Genomic DNA, 23,587 nt, shown 5'->3' on the forward strand with positions numbered 1-23,587 from the left:
AGACCATGCAATTTGGTTCTGTGCCCACGGTCGGTGTCGACACTCTCACGTCGGAGGACTTCCTCCTGGATGTGCGCGAGGACGACGAGTGGGAGGCGGGGCACGCCGAGGGCGCGCTGCACATCCCGATGAGCGAATTCGTCGCCCGCTACGGGGAGTTGACCGAGGCGGCTCCCCAGGACGGCAAGGTGTACGTGCTCTGCCGGGTCGGCGGGCGCTCGGCACAGGTGGCGCAGTACCTGATCCAGCAGGGCGTCGACGCGGTGAACGTCGCGGGCGGCATGCAGGCATGGGAGGCCGCCGGCCGTCCGGTCTCGGACGGCAAGGGCGGCTCGGGTTCGGTCGTCTAGCCGGAGAGCCGGAGAGCCGGAGAGCCGGAGAGTTGGGCTGTCGGGTGGCTGGAGGGTTGTCCGCCCGGGTGGTCGTCCTCCCCCGGGACAGTCATCAGCCCCGGGTAGCTATCAGCTCCCGAACAGTCGTCAGTCGCCTCCTCCCTGGTGGTCGACGGAGGCCGCACCGGATGATCGTCCGGGCTGTTGACGGAGTGTGCGGCGGCCGGCGGTCGCCACCCGTGACCCGTGGCGGCCCGTGGCCAGAACCCTGAAACCCGGCGCCCCTTCGGCGACCCGGCACCCCGCCGACCGGGCACACGCTCCGGCTTGTACTCGGCTCAGCCCAGCGGATGTGCCGCGAGCAGCTCGCCCAGGGACTCCTCGTGGGCCGCGGCGGGGCCGAGGGAGAGCTCGAGCTGCTTGGCCCAGGCGTGGTAGCGGTGCAGCGGGTAGTCGGTGTCGGCGCCGAAGCCACCGTGCAGATGCTGAGCGGTCTGGACGACGCGGCGTACGCCCTCGGAGGCCCAGATCTTGGCGACCGCCACATCACCGGCGAGCGGTAGCGGGCCGGCCGCTTCGGTGGTGAGACGCCAGGCGGCCTGCCAGAGCGTGGCCTCCATGGCACGCAGGTCGATGAAGCGATCGGCGGCCTGGCAGGCGACGGCCTGGAAGGTGGCCACCGGAAACCCGAACTGTTCGCGCTTGCTCGTGTAGTCGCTGGTCATGGCCAGTACGCGTTCCCCGAGCCCCAGGGCGAGTGCGCAGGTGCCGGTGGTCAGAACGTGGCGCAGCGAGTCCCAGGCTGCGGGGTCGGTGATCGTTTCCCGGGCGCTGATATGTACGGAATCCAGCAGGACCTCGGCGAGCGGCTCTCCGCTGGTGGACACCTGGTCGTCGAGCGTGACTCCGGGGTGGGTGCGGGGAGCGAGGGCGAGGACGGTGTGGCCTTCGGGGGTGCGGGCGGGGAGCAGGACCCGGTCCGCGGTCCGGGCCCAGGGGACAGCGGTCTGGACGCCGTCGAGGACCCACTCGGCCCCTTCCTGATGGGCTTCCACGGCGAGGTCGGCCGGTTCGTGGCCGGTGCGGCCGTGGGCGGCGACGGTCACGACGAGGTCCCCGGCACCGATCCGGGGGAGCACCTCGGCACAGAGTTCGTCGGTCGCATAACGCTGGAGGGTGAGTGCGGCGGCTCCGGACTCCAGCAGTGGTACCCGTGCCAGCACCTTGGCCGACTCGCGGAGTACGAGGCAGAGCGCGATCGGGTCCAGGCCTGCGCCGCCGTGCTCGGGCGCGATCGGCAGGCTCAGCAGATCGGTGTCGGCGAGCTTGTGCCAGAGCGCGCGGTCGAAGTCGTCGGCGACTGCACCGGGGGTGAGTGCCGGGCTGGGCACACTGTCCGGAGCGACCCCCGAGAAGACGGCCCTCGCCGCTTCGACGGCGGCCTGCTGCTCCTCGGTGAAGGTGAAGTCCACTGCTCTGTCCTCCCACGCGGCGCCTCGATCTGACGAAGCGTCAAGGTAGAACATGTTGCAGGAATTGGGAATGGCGGAGGCGGCGGAAGGGCGAGGGAGCTGAGGGTGGGCGAAGGAGGCGGCTGGGGAGCGGATGGGACGTGCTGGGCTCCGGCCGGCACCGGCTTCGGTGACCGCCTCGATGTCGGCACCTGCCGGAAAGAGGCCGAAGCCGAAGTCCGAAGCCGAGCCCGGTTGCGAAGACCGATGCCGATGCCGGGGCCGGTTGCCGATGTCGGGCTTCAGGGCACGCGGACCAGCGGCGGGTCCTCGGCGGTGAAGGTGGGGACCTCGGCGTGGCCAAGCGGCTCAGGCGGCCTCCCGGATGCAGCTAGGCACGGAACCAGGCATCAAACGGAACCAGGCATCAAGGGGCGGGGCGTCCGGGGCCGAGACGCCGCCCTGGTGTGGCGGCCGGGGCGCCGACCGGTGGGGCGTCCGCGCCCGGCTCGTGGGGCTGACCCGCTCGGGTCGGTCTTATCGGTCGAAGTCCAGCTCGACCTTCTCCGTGACCGGGTGGGACTGGCAGGCCAGCACGTAACCGGCGTCGACCTCGTCGGATTCCAGGGCGAAGTTGCGGTCCATGCGGACCTCGCCCGAGACCAGGAAGGCGCGGCAGGTGCCGCAGACGCCGCCCTTGCACGCGTACGGGGCGTCCGCGCGGTTGCGCAGGACTGCTTCGAGCAGGGATTCGCTGTCGTGGACGGGCCAGCTTCCGGAGCGGCCGTCGAGGGTGGCGGTCACGGTGCTGTGCGCGGGAGTGGCGGCTGCGGGGGCGGTCGGGGTGCCGTTGTCGACGTGGAAGATCTCTTCGTGGATGTGGGTGCGGGGCACATCGAGGGCGCGCAGGGCGCGTTCGGCGCCCTGGACCAGGCCGTAGGGGCCGCAGAGGTACCAGCCGTCGACGGAGTCGATCTTCAGGAGCGCGGGCAGGAGGGAGCGGAGCCGGGCCTCGTCCAGGCGGCCGGAGGGCAGGCCGGCCTGTTGTTCCTCGCGGGAGAGGGTGTGGATGAGCTGGAAGCGCTGGGGATAGCGGTCCTTGAGGTCGGCCACCTCCTCCAGAAACATCGTCGACGCCGCCGTACGGTCACTGCGGATGAGGCAGAAGCGGGCGTCCGGCTGCTGGGCGAGCAGGGTGGCGGCGATGGACAGCACGGGGGTGATGCCGCTGCCGCCGACGATTCCGACGAAGTGGCCGGGGCGCGGTTCGAGGGTGAACCTGCCTGCCGGGGCCATGACGTCCACCGTGTCGCCGACCGCCAGTTCCTTGAGCGCGTACGTCGAGAACGCACCGTCCTCGACCAGCCGGATGCCCACGCGCAGCACGGGCTGGTCGGTGGCCGGGGTGCAGATGGAGTACGTACGGCGGATCTCCTGGCCGTCGACCGATCTGCGCAGCGCGATGTGCTGCCCTGGGGTGTGCCGGAAGGCCGTGCGCAGCTCGGGCGGGACCGCGAAGGTGACGGCCACCGCGTCGTCCGTGAGCCGCTCGATCTCCCGGACCTGGAGCGGGTGGAACATCACAACTCCTTGAAGTGGTCGAAGGGTTCGCGGCAGGACTCACAGCGGCGCAGTGCCTTGCACGCCGTGGAGGAGAACCGGCTCAGCAGGGTGGTGTCGGTCGATCCGCAGTGGGGGCAGCGGATGGTGAGGTCGACGGCGACCGGTCCGCCGGCCGGCCCCGTGGGACGTGGCGGTGCGATACCGAATTCGGCGAGCTTGCGGCGCCCCTCGGCGGTGATCGCGTCCGTGGTCCACGGAGGGCTGAGGACCGTACGCACCTCGACGTCGGGTATGCCGTGGTCGTGCAGCACCCGCTCTATGTCGGCCGACATCGCCTCGATGGCGGGGCAGCCGGTGTACGTCGGGGTGAGCTGCACCTCGACCCGGCCGGGGGCCGTGAGCTGCACACCGCGCAGCACGCCCAGCTCGGCGAGGGTGAGCACCGGCAGCTCGGGGTCGGGAACGGAGCCGGCCAGTGCCAGCAGTTCCTCCTCGAGGGCGGTGGTGGTCACCATGTCGCCCCCGGGTGGCTGCGGTGGAGGTGCTGCATCTCGGCCAGCAGCCGTCCGAACGATTCGGTGTGCAGTCCCTGGCGGCCCGCCCCGGCTCGCCAGGCGCCGTGCCGGGGCCCTTCGGGGACGGTGAGGGTGGCTTGTTCCAGAGTGGCGGTGATGCGGGTGGTCCAGCTGTCTTCCAGGGCCGCGCAGGGCACCGTTTCCAGTCCGTCCACCGGCTCGAAGAGTTCGCCGGTGAACTGCCACAGGGAATCCAGGGCGCGTTGCATGCGGGCGCGGCTCTCGTCGGTGCCGTCGCCCAGGCGCAGCGTCCACTGGTGGGCGTGGTCGCGGTGGTAGGCGACCTCCTTGACGGCCTTCCCGGCCAGTGGCGCCAACTCGCCCTCCGTTGCGGCGAGATGGTCGAACAGCAGCTCCTGGTAGGTGGAGAAGTAGAGCTGGCGGGCGATGGTGTGGGCGAAGTCGCCGTTGGGCTGTTCCACGAGCTGGAGATTGCGGAACTGCCGCTCCTCGCGCAGGTAGGCCAGCTCGTCCTCGTCGCCGGCCAGGGAGAGCAGTACGCGGGCCTGGCCGAGCAGGTCCAGCGCGATATTGGCCAGGGCGACCTCCTCCTCCAGAACCGGGGCGTGGCCGGCCCACTCGCCCAGGCGGTGGGAGAGGATCAGGGCGTCGTCCCCGAGGGGCAGGGCCGGGGTGGCGGTGATGTTCATCAAAGGTGATGCACCCCGTCCGGGATCTCGTAGAAGGTCGGGTGGCGGTAGGGCTTGTCGCCGGCCGGTTCGAAGAAGGCGTCCTTCTCGTCCGGCGAGGAGGCGGTGACCTGCGCCGAGGGCACCACCCAGATGGAGATGCCTTCCGAGCGGCGGGTGTAGAGGTCGCGGGCGTTGCGCAGCGCCATCTCGGCGTCCGGTGCGTGCAGGCTGCCGGCGTGGGTGTGCGACAGACCGCGGCGGCTGCGGACGAAGACCTCCCACAGGGGCCAGTCGGTGGGCGCGGCGGCGGTGGCGGGTTCGGCGGGGCGTGGTGTGGTCATCGGGTGGCCTTCCCGTGCTTGGCCGCGTGGGCGGCGGCTGCTTCGCGCACCCAGGCGCCTTCCTCATGGGCCTGTCGCCGGCGGCTGATCCGTTGTTCATTGCAGGGGCCGTTGCCCTTGAGGACCTCGCGGAACTCGGCCCAGTCGATCGGGCCGAAGTCCCAGTGACCGCGCTCTTCGTTCCACGTCAGATCCGGGTCGGGGAGCGTCAGTCCGAGGGTCTCGGCCTGGGGGACGCAGATGTCCACGAAGCGCTGGCGCAGGTCGTCGTTGGAGTGCCGCTTGATCTTCCAGGCCATGGACTGCGCGGAGTGTGACGACTCGTCGTCCGGCGGGCCGAACATCATCAGGGACGGCCACCACCAGCGGTCCACCGCGTCCTGCGCCATGGCGTGCTGGGCCTCGGTGCCGCGGCTGAGGGTCAGCAGGAGTTCGTAGCCCTGGCGCTGATGGAAGGACTCCTCCTTGCAGATGCGGACCATGGCGCGGGCGTAGGGGCCGTACGAACACCGGCACAGCGGGACCTGGTTGGTGATCGCCGCGCCGTCCACCAGCCAGCCGATGGCTCCGACGTCGGCCCAGGTCAGGGTCGGGTAGTTGAAGATCGAGGAGTACTTCTGGCGGCCGGAGTGCAGCTTGTCCAGCAGCTCGTCGCGGCCGGTGCCCAGGGTTTCGGCGGCGCTGTAGAGATACAGGCCGTGGCCGGCCTCGTCCTGCACCTTCGCCATCAGGATCGCCTTGCGGCGCAGGGACGGCGCCCGGGTGATCCAGTTGGCCTCGGGCTGCATGCCGATGATCTCGGAGTGGGCGTGCTGCGCTATCTGCCGCACGAGTGTCGAGCGGTAGGCGTCCGGCATCCAGTCCCGCGGCTCGATGCGCTCTTCCGCGGCCACGGTGGCGTCGAATACGGCCTCTCGGGCCGTCTCTTCCGGCGCGATCGTCGTCATGTGGTGCCCCCTCGCTGCTCCCGACCGACCGATCGTTCGGTTCAATGGTGAGTGGGCGGACCCCGGGTGTCAAGCCTGTGGATAACTCGGGGGAGGTGTGCCCGGCGGGGCCGCCTAGGTACGGTTCCGAAGCGGAGTCAGCCGCTTGGATTCTGGGAACGGGGCGGGAATGCAGTCATACGGGGACGAATCGCGGCCACTGGCCGCGCTCTCGCTGCCCTCGCGGATCGTCATCGGAACAGCGGCCTGTGCCATCGCGGTCGTCGTCGCGATGCACCTCGCCATGATGTTCTTGCACGTCGCGCCGTCGAACACGCTCAGCAAGCAGCAGGGCGCCCTGATCAGCGACTACGTCTATCCCGAGTACGAGCAGAACTGGAAGCTGTTCGCACCCAATCCGCTCCAGCAGAACAGCGACGTCCAGGTCCGCGCACAGCTGCGCACCGAGGACGGCGCCGCGCGGACCACCGGTTGGACCGATCTGACCGCCCGCGACGGCCGGGCCATCCTCCACAACCCGTTGCCCAGCCACACCCAGCAGAACCAGCTGCGCCGCGGGTGGGAACTCTTCCTCAACACCCACAACGCGCAGAACCGCCCGGTGGGCCTGCGCGGTGAGCTGTCCGAGCGCTACATCCGGCGGATCGTGCTGTTCCGGATGGAGGACGAGTGGACCAGGAGCGGCGGCCGGATCGAGCAGGTTCAGGTCCGCTCGCAGACGACGGCGGTCCGTCCGCCGCCGTGGAGCTCCGAGAAGATCAGCGACAAGCCCGTGTTCCGCGTACTGCCCTGGTGGCAGGTCACCGCAGACGACCTGCCCGAGGGGGCGAAGAACCAGTGACGTCACCGACGCCCCAGCAGCCTCACCAGACGCCCGGCGCACAGCAGCCCGAGCTCCCCATGGAGCCGACCGACGTGCCTCAGCAAGCGCAGGCACCACAGGCTCCCCAGGAGCCCGCTCCCTACGAAGAGACCCGTATCGAGCGGGCCATCGGCCGCGGTTTTCGGTACGTCACAGATCGGGCGCTGGCTCCCTACCAGACCGCCGTGATCCGGATCGGCTTCTCGGCGACCTGGCTGTTTTTCCTGCTGCGGGAATGGCCGCACCGCGAGGTTCTCTACGGGCCCGACAGCCCCTGGAGCCTGGACATGGCGCGCCGGCTGCTGAGCGGCAACCACGCCTTCTCCGTCCTGCCCTGGTCCGACGGCCGCGGCTGGTTCGAGTGCGTCTACCTGATGGCCATCGTGGCCAGCGCGCTGCTGATGCTCGGCTGGCGCACCCGCACCATGTCGGTGCTCTTCATGGTCGGCGTGATCTCGCTGCAGAACCGCAGCATCTTCATAGGGGACGGTGGCGACAACGTCATCCACCTGATGTCGATGTATCTCGTGCTGACCCGCTGCGGGCAGGTCTGGTCGCTGGACGCGCGCCGGGCGAAGCGGGCCGCGGCCGCCGCGGACGAATCCGGTGCTCCCACCGGCTCCCGCGATCTGCCCGGCGTCATCCTGTGGGCCGTGCTCGGCCTCGCCCTGGCCGTCGCCCAGCTGGGCGGCAACTACGGCCTCGGCTGGTTCGAGAACGGCCCGTTCCCGCACATCGGCTGGAGCCTGGTGCTGTGGGGGCTGTGGGCGACGCACGGCCTGTGGTGGGCGGTGCAGCGGTACGCGCCCGGCGAGCCCCGTGTCGTACTGGACACCCTCGCCAAGCTCGCCCACAACGGCGCACTGCTGGTGATCATGGTCGAGGTCTGCCTGATCTACGCCACCGCCGGCTGGTACAAGATCCAGGGCAGTCGATGGCAGGACGGCACCGCGGTCTACTTCCCGATGCACCTGGACTACTTCTCGCCCTGGCCGGCGCTGTCCGAGCTCCTGGGCAGCAACGGCGTGATGATCATGCTGATCACCTACGGCACGGTGATCGTGCAGGTCGCCTTCCCGTTCACGCTCTTCAACCGCCGGCTGAAGAATGTGCTGCTGGTCGCGATGATCTGTGAGCACCTCACGATCGCGTTCCTGCTGGGGCTGCCGTTCTTCTCGCTCGCGATGGTCACCGCGGACGCGGTGTTCCTGCCGACGAAATTCCTGACCTGGCTCTCCGGGCGGATCTCCGGTCTGCGTGAACGGCTGTTCTCGCGCGGCGGACCGGCCCGCCCGGCCGGCGGTTCCGGCGGCGGTGAGCCGGACGCCCGTACGGAGCACAGCGGCGGTGGCCATACGCTCGTGGGGTGAGCAGCGAGAAAACCGCCCCCGCCGAGCCCCTCCAGTACGACGAGGGGTACGGGCCCCAGATCGGCGTCGGACCGCATCCGCAGCCCTGGCCGCAGGACGAGCGGTTCGACGCCGAGCTGCTCGCGCACGGCGACCGCCGCAATGTCGTCGACCAATACCGCTACTGGACGCGCGAGGCGATCGTCGCCGACCTCGACACCCGCCGCCATGACTTCCATGTGGCCGTCGAGAACTGGGGCCACGACTTCAACATCGGCTCGGTCGTCCGGACCGCGAACGCGTTCCTGGCCAAGGAGATCCATATCGTCGGGCAGCGCCGCTGGAACCGCCGCGGCGCGATGGTGACCGACCGCTACCAGCACGTCCGCCACCACCCGGACACCGCCGACCTCACCGCCTGGGCGGCGGCCGAGGAGCTGCCGATCATCGGGATCGACAATCTCCCCGGCGCCGTACCGCTGGAGACGACCGAGCTGCCGCGCCGCTGTGTGCTGCTGTTCGGCCAGGAGGGGCCGGGGCTGACCGAGGAAGCGCGCCGGCACGCCTCGCTGGTCTGCTCGATCGCGCAGTTCGGCTCGACCCGCTCGATCAACGCGGGGGCCGCGGCCGCCATCGCGATGCACGCCTGGATCGGCCGCCATGCGCGGATCGAGGGGCCGGGCGGCCTCTGACAGTCCCTGGGCACCGCCGGCCGCCGGGCGGGGCCCAGGAACAGGTCCCGGGCCCGGGCCGCGCCGGTCACGCCGGCCGGCGCACCTCCACCGTCCGGAAGCGGTTCGCCACAAAGGCGCCGTCGCACAGCGCGGCATTGGCCGCCGGGTTGCCGCCCGAGCCATGGAAGTCCGAGAACGCCGCGGTCTGGTTCACATAGACGCCGCCGGTCAGGTTCAGCGACAGCTGGGCGCACTCCTCCAGGCAGGCCTCCTCCACCAGCTGCTCGACCTCGGGCGAGGTGGTGTACGCGCCGACCGTCATGGCGCCCTTGTCGCGGACCGTGCGCCGCAGCAGATCCACCGCGTCGGCCGCGGAATCGACGGCCACCGCGAAGGACACCGGGCCGAAGCACTCCGACAGATAGGCCGCCTCGTCGTCCGGCTTGGCGCCGTCCAGCTTGACGATCACCGGTGTACGGACCGTGGCCCCGGGGAACTCGGGGTTGACCACCTCACGGGAGGGCAGCGCCACCTCGCCGAGCCCGACAGCCGCGTCGAGCCGCTCCTTGACCTGCGGATTGACGATGGCGCCCAGCAGGGCGTTGGCCCGTGCGTCATCGCCCAGCAGGCCGCTCACCGCGCCCGCGAGATCGCTGACCACCTCGTCGTACGACTTCGGGCCGGCGTCCGTGCTGATGCCGTCGCGCGGGATCAGCAGATTCTGCGGGGTGGTGCACATCTGGCCGCTGTAGAGCGACAGCGAGAACGCGAGGTTGCTGAGCATGCCCTTGTAGTCGCCGGTGGAGTCGATGACGACGGTGTTGACGCCGGCCTTCTCCGTGAAGACCTGCGCCTGCCGGGCATGTGTCTCCAGCCAGTCGCCGAAGGCGGTCGAGCCGGTGTAGTCGATGATGCGGACCTCGGGGCGGACGGCCAGTGTCTTGGCCAGGCCCTCACCCGGCCTGTCCACGGCCAGGCACACCAGGTCGGCGGGGAAACCGGCCTCGGTGAGCACCTCGCGGGCCACCTTGACGGTCAGCGCCAGCGGCAGCACGGCGCGCGGATGCGGTTTGACGAGCACCGGGTTGCCGGTCGCCAGAGAGGCGAACAGGCCGGAGTAGCCGTTCCACGTCGGGAAGGTGTTGCAGCCGATCACCAGGGCGACACCGCGCGGTACGGCCGTGAAGCTCTTGGACAGCTCGAGCGGGTCACGCTTGCCCTGCGGCTTGGACCACGGCGCCTGCTGCGGCGTGCGGACCTGCTCGGCGTACGCATACGCCACCGCCTCCAGGCCACGGTCCTGGGCATGCGGCCCGCCCGCCTGGAACGCCATCATGAAGGCCTGGCCGCTGGTGTGCATCACGGCCTGCGCGAACTCATGGGTGCGCGCACTGATCCGGGCCAGGATCTCCAGGCACACCGCCGCCCGCGTCTCGGGACCGGCGTCCCGCCAGACGGGGAGCGCGGCGCGCATGGCAGGCAGCAGTTCGTCCACATCCGGATGCGGGTAGGTAATGCCCAACTCCGGGCCGTACGGCGAGACTTCCTCGCCCGTCCAGTCGTCCGTGCCGGGCTGGTCGAGCTCGAACCGCTTGCCGCGCAGCGCCTCGAAGGCGGCCAGCCCGTCGGGTGCGGCGGTCTCGCCGTACGCCTTCGGGTGCTCGGGGTGCGGGGACCAGTACGCGCGGGTGCGGATCGCCTCCAGCGTCTGGTCGAGGGTCGGGCGGTGCTTCTCGATCAACTGCGCTGCGGTCATTTCGGCGGCCATCGATGACCAACTCCTCGTCGAGCCGGGCGGAGAGTGGATAAGGGCTGGGAGCGGACAAGGCAACGGAGTTAGAGTAACCGAACGATCGGTCGGGGCAAGAGGGCCCGGCCAGCCTGTGGAAAAGTCGGTCGGGGAGGATCAGCTGGCATGACGGCACTCGGGACCAGCAGCACCGTGGCAGTGGTGGGCACCGGCACCATGGGACAGGGCATCGCGCAGGTGGCGCTGGTCGCCGGCCATCGCGTACGCCTCTATGACAGCGCCCCCGGGCGCGCCGGGCAGGCCGCCGAGGAGATCGGCCGGCGGCTGGACCGGCTCGTCGAAAAAGGCCGGATCCCGGCGGCCGGGCGGGACGCCGCCCGCGCGCGTCTCTCTCCCGCCACCGACCTCGCGGAGCTGGCCGATGCCGCGCTGGTCGTCGAGGCGATCCTGGAGCAGCTTCCCGCCAAGCAGGAACTGTTCACCGCCCTGGAGGACATCGTGGCGGCGGACTGCCTGCTGGCCACCAACACCTCCTCGCTGTCCGTGACCGCGGTCGCGGGCCGGCTGCGCCACCCCGGCCGCTGCGCGGGCCTGCATTTCTTCAACCCCGCGCCGCTGCTCCCCCTGGTCGAGGTGATCAGCGGCTTCGCCACCGACGAGGCGGCCGCCACCACGGCGTACGACACCGCCGCGGCCTGGGGGAAACGGCCGGTGCGCTGCGCCGACACCCCCGGCTTCATCGTCAATCGCATCGCCCGCCCCTTCTACGCCGAAGCCCTGCGGGCCTACGAGGAGCGGGTCGCCGACCCCGCCACCATCGATGCGGTGCTGCGGGAGGGCGCCGGATTCAAGATGGGGCCCTTCGAGCTGACCGACCTCATCGGGCAGGACGTGAACGAGGCGGTCACCCACTCCGTGTGGCAGGCCCTCTTCCAGGACCCGAAGTTCACCCCCTCCCTGGCGCAGCGCCGGCTGGTCGAGTCCGGGCTGCACGGCCGTAAGGCGGGGCGCGGCTGGTTCGACTACTCCGAGGGCGCCCGCCGGCCGGAACCGCGGACCGCGGAGCCCTGCCCGGCGCCCGAGCACGTCGGCCTGCACGCGAAGCTGCCCGGCCCGGCTGTGGTGCTGCGCGAGCTCATCGAGGAGGCGGGCATCAAGGTCACCCGCGACCGCACGGCGGGGGTGTCGGAGGGCTTCCTCCGTCTTCCCGGCGGGGCCTCTCTGGCGCTGACCAACGGTTATCCGGCCACGACTCTCGTCTATGAGAAATCCATCCGCTTCGACCTGTCCCTGGACTACCGTGCCGCCACCCGGATCGCCCTGGCGGCCTCGGCGGCGGTCTCCGAGGAGGACCTCGCGGAGGCTGTCGGGCTGTTCCAGGCGCTGGGCAAGCAGGTCAGTGTGATCGAGGACGTGCCGGGAATGATCGTCGGCCGGACGATCGCGATGATCATCGACTTCGCCGTGGACGCCGCGGCCCGCGGGGTCGCGACCCCCGAGGACATCGACACGGCCATGCGGCTGGGCGTGAACTACCCCGGCGGCCCCATGGAATGGGTCGAGCGGCTCGGTGCCCATTGGGTGTGGGATCTGCTGCATTCGATGCACGCCCAGGACGCCGGCGGACGGTACGCGCCGTCCTGGGCGCTGAGGCGCCGTGCAGACCTCGAGGATTTGGTGCTCTAATCATGACCATGGCCAAGCGCGACACCTATACGCCTGATTCGCTGCTCGCGGTCGCCGTCGAGGTGTTCATCGAGCGCGGCTACGACGGCACGTCCATGGAGCACCTCTCCAAGGCGGCCGGTATCTCGAAGTCCTCGATCTACCACCATGTGCGCAGCAAGGAAGAGCTGCTGCACCGCGCCATAAGCCGTGCGCTGGACGGGCTGTTCGGCGTGCTGGAGGAGCCGGGCGCCCTCCAGGGGCGGGCGATCGAGCGCCTGGAGCATGTCACCCGGCGCGTGGCCGAGGTGCTGATGGACGAACTCCCCTATGTGACGCTGCTGTTGCGGGTGCGCGGGAACACGGACACCGAGCGGTGGGCGATGGAGCGCCGCCGGGAGTTCGACCACGAGGTGTCCGACCTGCTCAAGCAGGCCGCCGCCGACGGCGACCTGCGGGACGACGTGGACATCCGGCTGGCCACCCGGCTGCTCTTCGGCATGATCAACTCGATTGTGGAGTGGTACCGGCCCGGGCGGGGTGGCGCGGTGAGCCGTGACGAGGTCGCCGAGGCCGTGGTGCGTACGGCGTTCGCGGGGCTGCGCAAGCCCTGATCCGCACCACCGCCGGCCCCCGGGAACCACATGATCCGGGGGCGGGATCCCGGCATTCCCTGAGGGGGCTGTGCCCGGTGAGGGCTCACTCCAGCGGCGGCCGGGCCGGTCATTCCTCTTCGGGGCCGAGGTCGGTCTCCTCGAAGACCAGCAGGGTGCGGGTGCTCAGGACTTCCGGTATCGACTGGATGCGGGTGAGGACCAGCTCGCGCAGCTCCCGGTTGTCCTTGGTGTGGACCAGCAGCAGCACATCGAAATCGCCGCTGACCAGTGCGATGTGCGTGGCCCCCGGCAGCGCCGTGAGCTGCTTGCGCACGGTCCGCCAGGAGTTCTGCACGATCTTCAGCGTGATGTAGGCAGAGGCGCCCTGACCTGCCCGTTCCTGGTCGATCAGGGCACTGAAGCCACGGATCACACCGTCGTCGATCAGCCGGTTGATCCGGGCGTAGGCATTGGCGCGCGAGACATGCACCCGCTCGGCCACGGAGCGTATCGAGGCCCTGCCGTCGGTCTGCAGCATGCGCAGGATCGAGCGGTCGATGGTGTCCAGCGGGCGTGCGGCCGGTGAGGGCGGGGCGGATGCCGTCGGTGGCGGGCCGACCGGTGTCGCCGGTTGCCCACCGGAATTGGCCATCTGTTCGTCCGGCATATGGTCCCGCCTCCCCTTTGTGGACGCCCTGGCTTCATCTCAAGCTGTGGAGAACCGTTTGTCCACAGGCTGAGCCCGCCTGTAGCCAAAATGCATCAGCGACCGAACAATCGGTAGGGCAGGGCGTACCCGCCCTGGCCGATTCCATCCTGCCCACCCGCCGTCCGCCCACCACCCCCATGAGGCGCATCGCGCCACCCCCTTCGATCCGAGGAGGTGCTCGACATGACGGTCCTTGAGCAGCCCGGCAGCAGCAGGAACAAGAGCAGCCTGGCCGGTCCGCCGCCCGCCTGGCAGCCGCGCGTCGACCCCGCGCCCCTCCTGCCCGACGCGGAGCCGTACCGCCTTCTGGGTACGGACGCCGCGGCCCGGCTCGACTCCGGACTGCTGACCCGGCTGTACACCCAGCTGGTCCGCGGCCGTCGGTACAACGCCCAGGCCACGGCCCTGACCCGGCAGGGGCGCCTGGCGGTCTACCCGTCCTCCACCGGCCAGGAGGCCTGCGAGGTCGCCGCGGCGCTGGCTCTCGAAGACCGTGACTGGCTCTTCCCCAGCTACCGCGACACCCTCGCCGCCGTGGCCCGCGGCCTCGACCCCGTACAGGCCCTGACCCTGCTGCGCGGCGACTGGCACAACGGCTACGACCCCCACGAACACCGCATCGCCCCCCTGTGCACCCCGCTCGCCACCCAGCTCCCGCATGCCGTGGGCCTGGCGCACGCCGCCCGCCTCAAGGGCGACGAGGTGGTCGCGCTGGCCATGGTCGGCGACGGCGGCACGAGCGAGGGCGACTTCCACGAGGCGCTGAATTTCGCGGCGCTCTGGCAGGCACCGGTCGTCTTCCTCGTCCAGAACAACGGCTTCGCGATCTCCGTGCCGCTCGCCAAGCAGACCGCCGCGCCGTCCCTCGCCCACAAGGCGGTCGGATACGGCATGCCGGGCCGTCTGGTCGACGGCAATGACGCCCCCGCGATGCACGAGGTGCTCACCGAGGCCGTGGAGCGGGCCCGCAGGGGCGGCGGCCCCACCCTCATCGAGGCCGTGACCTACCGCATCGAGGCGCACACCAACGCCGACGACGCCACCCGCTACCGCAGCGATGCCGAGGTCGAGACCTGGAAGGCACACGACCCGATAGCCCTGCTGGAGCGTGAGCTGGCCGCCCGCGATCTGCTGACCGACGACTTCGTCGGCGCCACCCGGGACGGTGCCGAGCAGCTGGCGGCCGACCTCCGCGAGCGGATGAACGCCGACCCGGAGGTGGACCCGATGGACCTGTTCACCCATGTATTCGCCGAGCAGACCAGCCAACTGCGTGCCCAGGCCGCACAATTGCGCGCCGAGCTGGACGCCGAGGCCGCCGGACACACCGAGGACGCAGCGGGCACCGACGGGTCCGCCGAGGAGGCCAGGCCATGACGACCACCGCTCCGGCGACCGCGCGCAAGCCCGCCACCATGGCGCAGGCGCTGACCCGCGCGCTGCGCGACGCCATGGCCGACGACCCGTCCGTGCATGTCATGGGCGAGGATGTCGGCACCCTGGGCGGCGTCTTCCGGGTCACCGACGGCCTCGCCAAGGAATTCGGCGAGGACCGCTGCACGGACACCGCGCTCGCCGAGGCTGGCATCCTGGGCACCGCCGTCGGCATGGCGATGTACGGGCTGCGGCCGGTCGTCGAGATGCAGTTCGACGCGTTCGCCTACCCGGCGTTCGAGCAGCTGATCAGCCATGTCGCCCGGATGCGCAACCGCACTCGCGGCGCGCTGACGATGCCGCTGACCATCCGGATCCCCTATGGCGGGGGGATCGGCGGGGTCGAGCACCACAGCGACTCCTCCGAGGCGTACTACCTCGCCACCCCGGGGCTCCAGGTCGTCACCCCGGCGACCGTCGAGGACGCCTACGGACTGCTGCGCGCCGCGATCGCCTCCGACGACCCGGTCGTCTTCCTCGAACCCAAGCGGCTGTACTGGTCCAAGGCCGACTGGTCGCCCGACGCACCCACCGAGGTCGCGCCCCTGGGCCGTGCCGCGATCCGGCGCCGCGGCAGCAGCGCCACGCTGATCACCTACGGCCCGTCGCTCCCGGTCTGCATGGAGGCCGCCGAGGCCGCCCGCGCCGAGGGCTGGGACCTGGAAGTGGTCGATCTGCGGTCCCTGATGCCGTTCGACGACGAGACGGTCTGCGCCTCGGTGCGGCGGACCGGGCGGGCCGTGGTCGTCCATGAGTCCAACGGGTTCGGCGGTCCCGGCGGCGAGATCGCCGCCCGGATCACCGAACGCTGCTTCCACCACCTGGAAGCGCCGGTGCTGCGCGTCGCCGGCTTCGACATCCCGTATCCGCCGCCGATGCTGGAGCGGCACCACCTTCCGGGCGTGGACCGGATTCTGGACACCGTCGCCCGCCTCCAGTGGGAGTCGGACTGGACCGAGGGACGTGGTGAGTGATGGCCGTGGTCCGCGAATTCACCCTGCCCGACCTGGGGGAGGGCCTCACCGAGGCGACGATCGTGCACTGGATGGTCGAGGTCGGCGAGGTGGTGGCCATCGACCAGCCGGTGGTGGAGGTCGAGACCGCCAAGGCGATGGTGGAGGTGCCGTGCCCGTACGGGGGCGTGGTGACCGCCCGTTTCGGTGAGGAGGGGGCCGAAGTCCCGGTGGGGGCACCGCTGGTGACGGTCGCCGTGGGGGCCGTGCCCGCTGATCTGGCAGGGGCCGGCCCTGGGACGGGACCGGACTCCGGGGCGGGTGCGGAAGGCGGTGCGCCCGATGGGGGCGCGGCGGCCACCGGCCGGGTCTCCGGGCCGCCCGCGGACGGCGCGGCGGACGCCGGGTCCGGGAATGTGCTCGTCGGGTACGGCACGAGTGCGGCGGCGGCCCGCCGGCGCCGCATCAGGCCGGGGCCCGGAGCGGGCCCCATGGCGGGAGTGCCACGGCCGCCCGGCCAGGTGGCGGACGGTTCGGCCGGGGCCGGTGAGGCCGAGGGGACGCCTGGTCATGCAAGGGCGGTTGCTTCCGGGGCGACGTCCATAGGGGCGGTCGGCATCGCCGGAGCAGCCGGGACCTCCGGTGCGGACGCCGGTGCGGACGGTTTGGCCGGGGCCGGGACGGTGGAGGACGGCAGCCGTACGGTGGCCGTCATTTCGCCGCTGGTGCGTCGGATGGCGCGGGAGAACGGCCTGGATCTGCGGGAGTTGACCGGGTCAGGACGGGATGGGCTGATCCTCCGTACGGATGTCGAGTGCGCGATCCGGGAGCGGCGGGAGCGGGAAACGGCCGCTGCCGGAGCAGCCCCCGCGGTCGGTACCGGTGAGCTGACCGGGGCCGGTGTGACGGGCGTGGCGGGGGCCGGGGCCGTGACGGCCGTCGGGCCCGCGGCCGGGGCCGGTGCCACGGCGGGTGAGGAGCGGATCCCGCTGAAGGGGATGCTCGGTGCGGCCGCCGAGAAGTTCAGCCGCAGCCGCCGGGAGATCCCGGAGGCGACCTGCTGGGTGGAGGCCGATGCCACCGAACTCCTCGCCGCCCGTAAGGCGATGAATGTGCCGGGCGCCCCCAAGGTGTCGCTGCTCGCACTGCTGGCCCGGATCTGTACGGCCGCGCTCGCACGGTTCCCCGCGCTCAACTCCACCGTCGACACCAAGGCCCAGGAGATCGTCCGGCTGCCCGCCGTCCATCTGGGCTTCGCGGCGCAGACCGACCGCGGCCTGGTGGTGCCGGTCGTACGGGACGCCCATGCCCGTACGGTCGAGGGGCTCTCCGCCGAGATCGCCCGGCTCACGGAAACCGCCAGGGCCGGCGGGCTCTCCCTGGCCGAGCTGACGCACGGCACCTTCACCCTCAACAACTACGGCGTCTTCGGTGTCGACGGCTCCACGCCGATCATCAACCACCCGGAGGCGGCGATGCTCGGCATCGGCCGGATAGCCGCCAAACCCTGGGTGCACGAAGGCGAGTTGGCCGTCCGGCAGGTCGTCCAGCTCTCGCTCACCTTCGATCACCGGGTGTGCGACGGCGGCACCGCCGGCGGCTTCCTCCGGTTCGTCGCCGACTGCGTGGAGCAGCCCGCGCTGTTGCTCCGGACGCTGTGACGGGAGTGCGGCGGATGGCAGCGGCGAGGCCGGGGCAGCCGTCCCGGCCGTCCCGGCTGCGCCCGCTGTGGCGGAGCTGACATCCGCAGTCGCTCCGGCAGCGGTGTGATTCCGGTGCGCCCGGCGATACTCAAGGGGTGAACGACCTCACCGACCACGACGCCATCGTGCTGGCCGGCGGCGCGGCCCGGCGGCTCGGCGGGGCGGACAAACCCGCCCTGTCCGTCGGCGGCCGCCCGCTGCTGGACCGGGTGCTCGCCGCCTGCCCCGATGCGGTGACCACCGTCGTCGTCGGCCCCGCCCGCCCGACCGCCCGCGACCTCGTCCACGCCCTGGAGGACCCGCCCGGCGGCGGCCCGCTCGCCGCACTGGACGCCGGCCTGCGGCACACCACCGCCCCGACGGTGCTCGTCCTCTCCGCCGACCTCCCGTTCCTGACGGCCGCGACCGTACGGAGCCTCCTGGAGGCGACGCGAACGGCAGGCGCTGCCGGACCGGGCGAGAGTTCCCCCCGCGACGGGGCGATGCTCCGGGACGCCTCGGGGCGGGACCAGCCGCTCGTGGCCGCCTACCGGGCCGAGCCGCTGCGCCGTGAGCTGGCGCGGCTGCGGGCCGCACACGGCAGCCTGGCCGGGCTGCCGCTGCGTGCGCTGCTGGCCGAGTTGGTGGTCGAACGGGTTCCGGACGCCCTCTCCGCGGCGTCCTTCGACTGCGACACCTGGGAAGACATCAGCGCGGCCCGCGCCCGTATCAGGGAGCATGGGAACGTGCTGGATGAATGGATCACCGCAGTCAAGGCCGAACTGGGCATCGAGCTCGATGTCGACACGGCGGCGCTTCTCGATCTCGCGCGGGACGCGGCCCATGGCGTGACCCGCCCCGCCGCGCCGCTGACGACCTTCCTGATCGGCTATGCGGCGGGCCGCCAGGACCGGGATGTGAAGGAACTGGCCGACCGGGCCGCCGCGCTGGCCCACCGCTGGGCGGCCGAGGGCGCGTCCGAGGCCGGCAGCGCCCAGGGCGAAGCGAAGCCCGCGGAATGACCGACGGGAAGTGCGGCGGGGAGGCCGGCGGCGCGGTGGGCCGGCCGTGGGGCCGCCCCGCGGCCGAGGGGCACGGCGACCCCTTCGATGATGCGCTCGCGCTGGCCAACGGCACGGCGCCGACATGGGTACGGCCCGGAGCCGGGCCCGAGGCCACGACCGTGACGACGCCGTACGCCGCCGGAGGGGGCGCGGCAGCCACCTCCTCCGCGACCGACAACGGCGGCGACGCCCCCTACACACCGGACGACCCCTTCTCCCCCGACGACCCCGCCGCTGCCCGGAGCGGCCCCTCCAGGTCCCCCGGCCCCTCCGGCCCCGCGGACCCCGTGCCTCCCACCGGCACCGGTCCGCGCCCCACCCCGGCCGCCGTCCCCTGGCACACCGCCCGCCGGCTCGCCGAGCGCGCCGTACCCGGGCCGCCCGCGCCCGAGACCTCGGCGCTCGACGAGGCGCTCGGCCGTACGCTCGCTGCCCCCCTCACCGCGCTCACCGATCTGCCGTCGTTCGACACCTCGGCGATGGACGGCTGGGCGGTCTCCGGCCCCGGCCCCTGGCGCCTGGACCGGCCCGCCGACGCACCCGAGGCGAGCCTTCCCTCCGGCATTCTCGCCGGTCACGCCCCCGCCGAGGCGCTCCTCGACGGCCATGCGATCCCGATCGCCACCGGCGCGCGCGTCCCGTCCGGCGCCACCGCCGTGCTGCGCAGCGAGCACGGCGAGGTCCGTGAGCTGAGCGACGGCGGACGGCGGCTGTACGCACCACGACCCGCGCCGCCCGGCCAGGACATCCGCCCGCGCGGCCAGGAGTGCCGCCGCGGCGATCAACTGCTGCCCGCGGGCGCCCTGGTGACCCCCGCCGTCCTCGGCCTGGCCGCGGCGGCCGGTTACGACGAGCTGACCGCCTACCGCCGCCCGCGTGCCGAAGTCTTCGTCCTGGGCGACGAGTTGCTGGACCACGGGCTGCCGCGGGAGGGCCGGATCCGCGACGCCCTCGGCCCGATGCTCGCCCCCTGGCTGCACGCACTGGGCATCGAGGCGGCGCCGCCGCGCCATCTCGCCGACGAGGCCGACACCTTGTACGCCGCCCTTGCGGGGTCCACCGCCGACGTGGTGATCACTACGGGCGGCACTGCGTCGGGTCCCGTCGACCATGTGCACCCCACCCTGCGCCGGCTCGGCGCGGAGGTGCTGGTGGACGGGGTGGCGGTCCGCCCCGGACACCCCATGCTGCTGGCCCGCCTGGCCCCGCGCCGACATCTCGTCGGCCTGCCGGGCAACCCCCTCGCCGCCGTCTCCGGCCTGCTCACCCTCGCCGAACCGCTGCTCCGTACGCTCGCCGCCCGCCGTCCCGCCGCGCCGTACCGCACGCCGCTGGCGGCCGCAGTTGCCGGACATCCACGCGACACCCGGCTCGTTCCGGTGGCTTACCGCGACGACGAGCGGCACGGCCTGATGGCGGTACCGTTGCGCTTCCACGGCCCGGCCATGCTGCGCGGGATCGCCTCCGCCGATGCGCTGGCCGTCGTCCCGCCCGGTGGCGCGGAGCGCGGCACCGAGCTCGAACTCCTGGAATTCCCCTGGTCGGCGAGCTGGTCGGCGGGCTGGACGCCCGGCTGGGCCGCCCCTGGCGGTCCGTACGATCCCCCTGAGGCCACCGGAGGCCGCGTGTGAAGCTCCCGTCCCAGGACGCCGCGGCGCGTGAGGTGCCCGAGGACCGGTCGCACCGGGTGCTGCTGCCGCGCCGCACCCCCATGCCGCCGCTGCGGCAGGTCGCCCGCCGGCTGCTGATGGCGCTGCTCGTCCTGCTCGCGACGGTCCTCATCGTCTGGATCGACCGCAACGAGTACCACGACAACGCCGACGGCAGGGTCGACCTGCTCGACTGCTTCTACTACGCGACCGTCACGCTCTCGACCACGGGATACGGCGACATCGTCCCGTACGGCGACAGTGCGCGGCTGTTGAACATCCTGCTCATCACGCCGCTCCGCGTGCTGTTCCTGATCATCCTGGTCGGCACCACACTGGAAGTGCTGACCGAGCGCACCCGTGAGCAGTGGCAACTGAAACGCTGGAGAAACACCTTGCGTGACCACACCGTCATCGTCGGCTTCGGGACGAAGGGCCGTTCCGCCGCCCAGACCCTGTGTGCGACGGGGCTCAACCGCGACCGCATCGTCATCGTCGACCCCAGCAGCAAAGTGATCGACGCGGCGGTGGCCGACGGGTTCGCGGGGGTGGTCGGCGATGCGACCCGCAGCGATGTGCTCCTCCGGGCCGAGGTCCAGCGCGCCCACCAGGTCGTGATCGCCACCCAGCGCGATGACACCGCCGTGCTGGTCTCGTTGACCGCCCGTCAGCTCAACAAGAGGGCGAACATCGTCGCGGCGGTGCGGGAGGAGGAGAACGCCCCGCTGCTCCGGCAGTCCGGCGCCGATGCCGTGATCACCTCGGCCAGCGCGGCCGGCCGGCTGCTGGGGCTCTCCGTCCACAGCCCCAGCGCGGGCACCGTCATGGAGGATCTGATCCAGCAGGGCAGCGGCCTCGACCTGGTGGAACGCACGGTGGTGAAGGCGGAGGTCGGCAAGTCCGTACGGGAGACCGACGACTTGGTCGTGTCTGTGCTGCGCGGCCACCGGCTCCTCGGCTACGACGATCCGGAGGCCAGTCCGCTGCAGAGCACGGACCGTCTGATCACCATCGTGCGGGCGGCCCCGACAGAGGCGGCGGACCTCTCCGGCAAGCAGCCCACCAAGCCGACCCTCCCCGGCACCGGCGTCGCCCCGATGCGCCGGGCGGATGAATAACCGCACGTCGTGCGGGGGCAGATGGCCGACCCGGCGGTAGTCGTCGGCCCCCGCACCTTCGCCCCGTGCGCGGACGGCGAGTAGCCTCGCGCCCATGCGAGCGATCACTATCCCGGAGCCCGGTGGCCCCGAAGCACTTGTCTGGGCGGACGTGCCCGATCCGCAGCCCGCCGAGGGCGAGGTCCTGATCGAGGTCGCGGCCAGCGCCGTGAACCGCGCCGACCTGCTCCAGCGCCAGGGCTTCTACGATCCGCCGCCCGGCTCCTCCCCCTATCCGGGTCTGGAGTGTGCGGGGCGGATCAGTGCGCTCGGCCCCGGTGTGCACGGCTGGGCCGTCGGTGACGAGGTGTGTGCGCTGCTGGCGGGCGGCGGATACGCGGAGAAGGTCGCCGTCCCGGCCGGACAGGTCCTGCCGGTGCCGGCCGGCGTGGACCTGGTCACGGCCGCCGCGCTGCCTGAGGTGACCTGCACGGTCTGGTCGAACGTCTTCATGATCGCGCACCTGCGGCCCGGTGAGACGCTGCTGGTCCACGGCGGGGCCAGCGGCATCGGCACGATGGCGATCCAGCTCGCCAAGGCCGTCGGCGCGCGGGTCGCGGTGACCGCGGGCGGTCCCGAGAAGCTGGCCCGCTGCGCCGAGCTGGGCGCGGACATCCTCATCGACTACCGCGAACAGGACTTCGTCCAGGAGATCCGCAAGGCCACCGACGGCACGGGCGCGGATGTCATCCTCGACATCATCGGCGCCAAGTATCTGCAGCGGAACGTCAAGGCGCTGGCGGTCAGCGGACGGCTGGCGATCATCGGGCTGCAGGGCGGGGTGAAGGCGGAGCTGAATCTCGCCGCCCTGATGGCCAAGCGCGCGGCGATCACCGGCGCCGGGCTGCGCGCCCGCCCGCTGAACGAGAAGGCGGCCATCGTCGCCGCGGTACGGGAGCACGTCTGGCCGCTGATCGCCAACGGTCAGGTCCGGCCGATCGTGGACCGCGCGCTCCCGATGGCGGACGCCGCCGAGGCGCACCGGGTTGTGGACGCGAGCGCGCATGTCGGCAAGGTCGTGCTGACGGTCTGAGCCGACGGCCGCCCCCTCCGCAACCGGGCCGTCCGCGCCCGCCCCTCCCGCGCATGCGCCCGGTAACCCGGCCGACATGTCCAAGATGCCGTGATTGTCATCACATGTGACGCTGAACAGGTCACTCGACGGCTCGGCACGGGAGGGGCACTGTGGTCGCTCCAGGATTCCGTTCGCGCATCGCCACCGGTCTGTTGGCGGCTGCCGTCGTGCTGCCCGTTCCGATAGGAGCCACCTCCGCGGTGGCCGCGGACCGGCGGGCCACACCGGTCGACCGTCCCCCGCATCTCGCCCGGCCGGGCGATCCGCCGGACGACGTCCCGGGTGCGGCCGGCGCCGACGGTTTTGGTCTCGATGGGTACGGCGCCGACGACTTCACGCCCGGCCCGCCGCCGGCCGAGGGGCCCGGGGCCGGAGCGGGCCGGGCGCGCGCCGGGCATCCCGGTCATCCAGGGGCCCCGGCGCATCTCCCGGAGCTGCCGGACCGCTTCCCCGGCCTGCCGCACGGCCTTCCGGGCTTCCCGCACCGGTCGCCGCATCACCACTTCGGGGGGCTCCGCGGGCACGGACGGTGGCACCACCACCCGCATCACCCGTTCGGCCCCGGCTACTCCGTGCCGGGCCCGCCGTACTCCGCCCCGGGAACCGACGGCGGCAGTGCCGACCTCCCGCGGCACGGCAGCTACGGGCCGCCCGCCGCGACGGGTTCGCCCGACACCGACCGTGCGCACCCGCGGCCCGGTCGGCATGCCCCGAAGCCGAAGCGCCGCAAGCCTGCGGCGTCCGAAGCCCCTGCCGCGGCGGCCACTCCGTCACGGCCGTCCCCTTCGCGACGCTTCGACGTCGCGGACCGGTTCACCCGGCGCTCGTACGAGGCGTTGCCGCCACTCCCGACGCCCACCCCGGGGGAGGACCGCTCCGCACCGGAGAGCACGGATGACGCATCGGAGGCCACGGCGAGCCCGTACGCCATGGAGACCCCCGGGGCCCCGGTCGAGCGGGTTCTTCCGATGGGGGCCGGCCTTGCTCTCACCGGTCTGGGGCTGGCCTTCTTCGCCCTGCGGCTGCGCCGGAACTGATGATTTCGGTGGTTTCACGTGAAACGGCGAGAATCCGCTGTTTCACGTGAAACAGCGCCGCCAGGATCCGCTCGGAATGGTGGATCACGT

Annotated in this window: 22 protein-coding genes; 14 read left to right on the forward strand and 8 right to left on the reverse strand. The window is 71.9% G+C overall.

Features of this window, described 5'->3' with window-relative positions:
• Nucleotides 1-5: 5 nt before the first annotated feature.
• Nucleotides 6-350 carry a rhodanese-like domain-containing protein gene (locus SLV14N_RS20320; RefSeq protein WP_208682481.1) on the forward strand — a complete coding sequence of 115 codons (345 nt, stop codon included), beginning with the start codon at nucleotides 6-8 and terminating at the stop codon, nucleotides 348-350.
• 320 nt (nucleotides 351-670) lie between these two features.
• Here SLV14N_RS20320 and SLV14N_RS20325 read toward each other — a convergent pair whose 3' ends face one another.
• From SLV14N_RS20325 to paaA, 6 genes are all read right to left on the reverse strand, one after another.
• On the reverse strand, nucleotides 671-1,804 hold the full coding sequence (locus SLV14N_RS20325; protein ID WP_263270518.1) for an acyl-CoA dehydrogenase family protein: 1,134 nt from the start codon (nucleotides 1,802-1,804) through the stop codon (nucleotides 671-673).
• A gap of 516 nt (nucleotides 1,805-2,320) precedes the next feature.
• Nucleotides 2,321-3,364, reverse strand: a complete 1,044-nt coding sequence (gene paaE / locus SLV14N_RS20330; RefSeq protein ID WP_093640941.1) for a 1,2-phenylacetyl-CoA epoxidase subunit PaaE — start codon at nucleotides 3,362-3,364, stop codon at nucleotides 2,321-2,323.
• Nucleotides 3,364-3,861, reverse strand: a complete 498-nt coding sequence (gene paaD / locus SLV14N_RS20335) for a 1,2-phenylacetyl-CoA epoxidase subunit PaaD (protein ID WP_018092699.1) — start codon at nucleotides 3,859-3,861, stop codon at nucleotides 3,364-3,366. The genes paaE and paaD overlap by 1 nt, the downstream gene beginning before the upstream one ends.
• Nucleotides 3,855-4,571 (reverse strand): 1,2-phenylacetyl-CoA epoxidase subunit PaaC, encoded by a 717-nt coding sequence (paaC, locus tag SLV14N_RS20340; protein WP_263270519.1) that lies wholly within the window; start codon nucleotides 4,569-4,571, stop codon nucleotides 3,855-3,857. The genes paaD and paaC overlap by 7 nt, the downstream gene beginning before the upstream one ends.
• Complete coding sequence (gene paaB, locus SLV14N_RS20345) at nucleotides 4,571-4,894, reverse strand: 1,2-phenylacetyl-CoA epoxidase subunit PaaB (protein ID WP_127152004.1); 324 nt, start codon at nucleotides 4,892-4,894, stop codon at nucleotides 4,571-4,573. Before paaB ends, paaC begins: the two co-directional genes overlap by 1 nt.
• A complete protein-coding gene (gene paaA, locus SLV14N_RS20350) occupies nucleotides 4,891-5,841 on the reverse strand; it encodes a 1,2-phenylacetyl-CoA epoxidase subunit PaaA (protein ID WP_208682488.1) in 951 nt (316 codons plus the stop codon). Before paaA ends, paaB begins: the two co-directional genes overlap by 4 nt.
• A gap of 169 nt (nucleotides 5,842-6,010) precedes the next feature.
• On the opposite strand from paaA, the gene SLV14N_RS20355 reads away from it, so the two are divergent.
• From SLV14N_RS20355 to SLV14N_RS20365, 3 genes are all read left to right on the forward strand, one after another.
• Complete coding sequence (locus SLV14N_RS20355) at nucleotides 6,011-6,682, forward strand: DUF5819 family protein (RefSeq protein ID WP_263270520.1); 672 nt, start codon at nucleotides 6,011-6,013, stop codon at nucleotides 6,680-6,682.
• 74 nt (nucleotides 6,683-6,756) lie between these two features.
• The gene (locus tag SLV14N_RS20360) at nucleotides 6,757-8,073 is read left to right on the forward strand and encodes an HTTM domain-containing protein (protein ID WP_263270521.1); all 1,317 of its coding nucleotides are present in this window, start codon (nucleotides 6,757-6,759) and stop codon (nucleotides 8,071-8,073) included.
• Entirely contained in the window at nucleotides 8,070-8,744 is a 675-nt protein-coding gene (locus tag SLV14N_RS20365; RefSeq protein WP_263270522.1) for a TrmH family RNA methyltransferase, read from the forward strand. The genes SLV14N_RS20360 and SLV14N_RS20365 overlap by 4 nt, the downstream gene beginning before the upstream one ends.
• Before the next feature lie 67 nt (nucleotides 8,745-8,811).
• On the opposite strand, the gene paaN is transcribed toward SLV14N_RS20365, so the two are convergent.
• Nucleotides 8,812-10,494 carry a phenylacetic acid degradation protein PaaN gene (paaN, locus tag SLV14N_RS20370; RefSeq protein ID WP_263270523.1) on the reverse strand — a complete coding sequence of 561 codons (1,683 nt, stop codon included), beginning with the start codon at nucleotides 10,492-10,494 and terminating at the stop codon, nucleotides 8,812-8,814.
• Between the two features lie 147 nt (nucleotides 10,495-10,641).
• Here paaN and SLV14N_RS20375 point away from each other — a divergent pair, with 147 nt between their 5' ends.
• Together SLV14N_RS20375 and SLV14N_RS20380 are read left to right on the forward strand one after the other, a co-directional pair.
• Nucleotides 10,642-12,162 (forward strand): 3-hydroxyacyl-CoA dehydrogenase, encoded by a 1,521-nt coding sequence (locus SLV14N_RS20375; protein WP_263270524.1) that lies wholly within the window; start codon nucleotides 10,642-10,644, stop codon nucleotides 12,160-12,162.
• A 2-nt stretch (nucleotides 12,163-12,164) separates the two neighbouring features.
• Nucleotides 12,165-12,755 (forward strand): TetR/AcrR family transcriptional regulator, encoded by a 591-nt coding sequence (locus tag SLV14N_RS20380; RefSeq protein WP_018092708.1) that lies wholly within the window; start codon nucleotides 12,165-12,167, stop codon nucleotides 12,753-12,755.
• Nucleotides 12,756-12,864: 109 nt separating this feature from the next.
• On the opposite strand, the gene SLV14N_RS20385 is transcribed toward SLV14N_RS20380, so the two are convergent.
• Nucleotides 12,865-13,404, reverse strand: coding sequence for an Lrp/AsnC family transcriptional regulator (locus SLV14N_RS20385; protein WP_208682499.1), 540 nt, complete (start codon nucleotides 13,402-13,404; stop codon nucleotides 12,865-12,867).
• A 225-nt stretch (nucleotides 13,405-13,629) separates the two neighbouring features.
• Between SLV14N_RS20385 and pdhA the strand changes: the two genes are divergently transcribed.
• From pdhA to SLV14N_RS20425, 8 genes are all read left to right on the forward strand, one after another.
• Nucleotides 13,630-14,823 (forward strand): pyruvate dehydrogenase (acetyl-transferring) E1 component subunit alpha, encoded by a 1,194-nt coding sequence (gene pdhA, locus SLV14N_RS20390; RefSeq protein ID WP_263270525.1) that lies wholly within the window; start codon nucleotides 13,630-13,632, stop codon nucleotides 14,821-14,823.
• Nucleotides 14,820-15,854 (forward strand): alpha-ketoacid dehydrogenase subunit beta, encoded by a 1,035-nt coding sequence (locus SLV14N_RS20395; protein WP_263270526.1) that lies wholly within the window; start codon nucleotides 14,820-14,822, stop codon nucleotides 15,852-15,854. Before pdhA ends, SLV14N_RS20395 begins: the two co-directional genes overlap by 4 nt.
• A complete protein-coding gene (locus SLV14N_RS20400) occupies nucleotides 15,854-17,494 on the forward strand; it encodes a dihydrolipoamide acetyltransferase family protein (RefSeq protein WP_263270527.1) in 1,641 nt (546 codons plus the stop codon). The genes SLV14N_RS20395 and SLV14N_RS20400 overlap by 1 nt, the downstream gene beginning before the upstream one ends.
• A gap of 137 nt (nucleotides 17,495-17,631) precedes the next feature.
• A complete protein-coding gene (locus tag SLV14N_RS20405; RefSeq protein WP_263270528.1) occupies nucleotides 17,632-18,537 on the forward strand; it encodes a molybdenum cofactor guanylyltransferase in 906 nt (301 codons plus the stop codon).
• Complete coding sequence (locus tag SLV14N_RS20410; protein WP_263270529.1) at nucleotides 18,534-20,210, forward strand: molybdopterin molybdotransferase MoeA; 1,677 nt, start codon at nucleotides 18,534-18,536, stop codon at nucleotides 20,208-20,210. The genes SLV14N_RS20405 and SLV14N_RS20410 overlap by 4 nt, the downstream gene beginning before the upstream one ends.
• Entirely contained in the window at nucleotides 20,207-21,346 is a 1,140-nt protein-coding gene (locus SLV14N_RS20415; protein ID WP_208682511.1) for a TrkA family potassium uptake protein, read from the forward strand. The genes SLV14N_RS20410 and SLV14N_RS20415 overlap by 4 nt, the downstream gene beginning before the upstream one ends.
• Before the next feature lie 94 nt (nucleotides 21,347-21,440).
• Nucleotides 21,441-22,418, forward strand: a complete 978-nt coding sequence (locus SLV14N_RS20420; RefSeq protein ID WP_093640984.1) for an NAD(P)H-quinone oxidoreductase — start codon at nucleotides 21,441-21,443, stop codon at nucleotides 22,416-22,418.
• 152 nt (nucleotides 22,419-22,570) lie between these two features.
• Complete coding sequence (locus SLV14N_RS20425; RefSeq protein WP_263270530.1) at nucleotides 22,571-23,497, forward strand: hypothetical protein; 927 nt, start codon at nucleotides 22,571-22,573, stop codon at nucleotides 23,495-23,497.
• Nucleotides 23,498-23,587: the final 90 nt, after the last annotated feature.

The sequence above is a fragment of the Streptomyces sp. Je 1-4 4N24 genome (genome assembly GCF_026239515.1).
Classification (GTDB): Bacteria; Actinomycetota; Actinomycetes; order Streptomycetales; family Streptomycetaceae; genus Streptomyces; species Streptomyces nigrescens.